Source organism: Roseateles sp. P5_B10, from assembly GCF_056400485.1.
The window spans coordinates 1-2,977 of record NZ_JBFULE010000658.1 but is presented as its reverse complement, the minus strand read 5'-3'; the positions used below and the strand labels follow the sequence as shown (position 1 = coordinate 2,977).

Annotated in this window: 3 protein-coding genes; all 3 read right to left on the bottom strand. The window is 67.5% G+C overall.

Annotation, left to right across the window (positions count from 1 at the left end; genetic code table 11):
• The coding region (locus AC1DU6_RS25520) for a TonB-dependent receptor plug domain-containing protein (protein WP_477860514.1) at positions 1-501 on the bottom strand (501 nt) is incomplete at its 3' end.
• A gap of 224 nt (positions 502-725) precedes the next feature.
• Complete coding sequence (locus tag AC1DU6_RS25515; protein WP_477860512.1) at positions 726-2,573, bottom strand: ABC transporter ATP-binding protein; 1,848 nt, start codon at positions 2,571-2,573, stop codon at positions 726-728.
• Positions 2,566-2,977 (bottom strand): ABC transporter permease (locus AC1DU6_RS25510; RefSeq protein WP_477860510.1); only part of this gene is annotated, 412 nt, incomplete at its 5' end. The genes AC1DU6_RS25515 and AC1DU6_RS25510, both read right to left, overlap by 8 nt.

Sequence of the window (2,977 nt, the reverse complement as noted above, 5' to 3'; positions counted from 1 at the left end):
GGAGAAGTCCTTGCGGGTGATGAAGTTGATGACGCCGCCGATGGCGTCGGAGCCATAGGTCGACGAGGCGCCGTCGMGCAGGATYTCGAYGCGCTSGATGGCGGCCAGGGGGATGGCGTTCAGGTCAACGCCGGCGCCGGCGAAAGGGTAGATTGCCAGGCGGCGGCCATTCAGCAGCACCAGGGTGCGCTCGCGGCCCAGGCCGCGCAGCGAGGCGCCGGTCTGGCCGGTGGCGGCGGAGTCGCCGATGGACTCACCGAGGGAGCGGCCACCGCCGTTGTTCGAGCTGAGGCGGTCGACCAGTTCCTGGACATTCGAGGCGCCGGACTTGTCGATGGATTCGCGCGTGACGATGGTCAGCGGCACAGCCGTTTCAGCGTCGATGCGCTTGATGCTGGAGCCAGTGATCTCGATGCGTTCCAGCTTTTGTGCGTCCTGAGCCAGCGCGCTCGTTGCGGCCAAGGCCAGGACGGCGCTGGTGATGATGGATTTTTTGAACATTGACACTCCTGAATGGATGGATGCCCGCCTTTGTGGTGAGGCGGTGCTGGCCCTGGGTAGGGCCGATCCTTGGCCTGAGCGATCAGCTCAGATTTGGGGTGCCGGAAGTTTGTGCGGTCGCAGCATCGCCCCCCTCCCCGTACATGCACCTAGGACCGCGCCAATCGGCGGTAAGCCATTGATACGAAACGGTTTCTCAGAGTTACGAGGCCTAGTGTCAAACCCTAGCCGTTGTCTACGCGCGACGTGATCGAGACCAACCGGGGCACCGCCTTCAGTAAAACTTGCGTAAAGCTTGCAGTTGGCTGTCTGAGTACTTCATCACACCTTCCGCGCTCGACGACGCGGCCCGCTTGCATCACGGCGACCTCATCAGCGATGTACTCGACCACGCCAATGTTGTGCGTGATGAAGAGATAGGCCAGGCCCTGCTCGCGCTGCAGTTCGCGCAGCAGGTTGAGRATCTGSGCCTGCACSGAGACRTCCAGCGCCGASGTCGGCTCGTCGCAGACGATCAGCCTGGGCTCGACCGCCAGCGCGCGGGCGATGGCGATGCGCTGCCGCTGGCCGCCGGAGAACTCGTGGGGCCAGCGCTGCAGGGCGTCGCGGCGCAGTCCGACCTGGTCGACCAGGGTGTGCAGGCGCTCGCGGCGGGCTGTAGCGTCGAGGTCGGGGCGCAGCGCGATCAAGCCCTCCTCCAGCACGTCGGCGACGCGCATGCGCGGGTTCAGCGACGCGAACGGGTCCTGGAAGATGATCTGGATGTAGCGCCGCACCTGCTGCAGCGCCGGGCCGGCCAGCCTGAACAGGTCCTGGCCTTCGAAGAGAGCCTGGCCGCTGATGCTGGCCTGTCGGCGCAGCAGTTGCACGATGGCCTTGCCCGAGGTCGTCTTGCCGCAACCGGATTCGCCGACCAGGGCCAGCGTGCGGCCGGCATGGAGTTGGAAGCTGATGCCGTCCACCGCGTTGAAATAGCGCGGGCCGCGGTGAAAGAGCGGCGCCTTCAGCGCGAAGCGCACGCATAGGTCGCGCACGTCCAGCAGCGGCTCGCCCTGCCCCGGCGCCGCTGCCATCAACACCCTGGCGACCGCAGGCTCTCGCGGCAAGGCCTCGCCCGGCTGGCTGTAGAGCAGGCAGCGCACCTTGTGCTGCGGGCCTTCTTCGGCCAGCGCCGGTGCGGTGGTTGCGCAGTGGCTCATGGCCTTGTCGCAACGCGGCGCAAAGCGGCAACCGGCGAATGCCGTCCACAGCGGCGGCACCATGCCGGCGATGGCCGCCAGCGGCTCGCCGCGCCGGGCAGCACCGGGCAAAGCCTGCAGCAGCAACCGGGCATAGGGGTGCTTGGGCGCCGCGAAGAACTCGGCGGCTGGCGCCACCTCGATGATCTGGCCCGCATACATCAGCGCCACTCGGTGGGCCATGCCGCTGACGACGGCCAGGTCATGGGTGATCAGCAGCACGCCGAGCTGGCGCTCGTGCTGCAGGTCGCGGATCAAATCGAGGATCTGCGCCTGGATGGTCACGTCCAGCGCCGTCGTCGGCTCGTCGGCGATCAGGTACTCCGGCTCGGCCGCCAGCGCAATGGCGATCATCACGCGCTGCTTCTGGCCGCCCGACAGGCGGAACGGGTAGTCGTCGATGCGGCGCTGCGGCTCGGGGATGCCGACCCGGGCCAGCCAGTCGATGGCCTTGGCACGCGCCGCGGTGCCGCGCAGCGGCGTATGGGCTTCGATAGCCTCGACGATCTGGTCACCCACGCGCATGACCGGGTTCAGGCTGGTCGAGGGCTCCTGGAAGATCATCGACACCCGGCCGCCGCGCACCTCGCGCATGCGGCTCTCGGGCAGCGCCAGCAGGTCCTGCCCGTCCAGGCGCACGGCACCACCGGCGATGCGGCCGTTCTCGGGCAGCAGGCRCATCAACGCCAGCGCCGTCATGCTCTTGCCGCAGCCGCTCTCGCCGACCAGCGCAAAGGTCTCGCCGCGGGTCAGCGCGAGATGCAGGCCGTCGATGGCACGCACGAGGCCCGCGTCGGCATCCAGCTGAACCCGCAGGTCGTCGATCTCAAGCATCGGCGACCCCCTTGCGCTGGAAGACACGCGGCCGGGTGGAGCGGGCCTTGGGATCGAAAGCGTCGCGCACGCCATCGGCAAACAGATTGGCCGCCAACACCAGGCCAACCATGAAACCGAAGGCCGCCGCGAAACTCCACCAGACCACCGGGTCGCGCGACATCTCGGCGCGGGCCAGGTTGATCATGCTGCCGAAGCTGTTCATGACCGGGTCGACGCCGACGCCGACATAGGTCAGCACGGCTTCGTACAGGATGAGTTCGGAGAAGCTCAGCACGACCGTGATCAGGACCAGGTGCATGACGTTGGGCACGATGTGGCGGSCCATGATCGCCAAGTCGCCGACGCCGAAGGCCGTCGCCGCCTGCACGTAGTCAAGCTCGCGCAGCTTCAAGGTCTCGGCG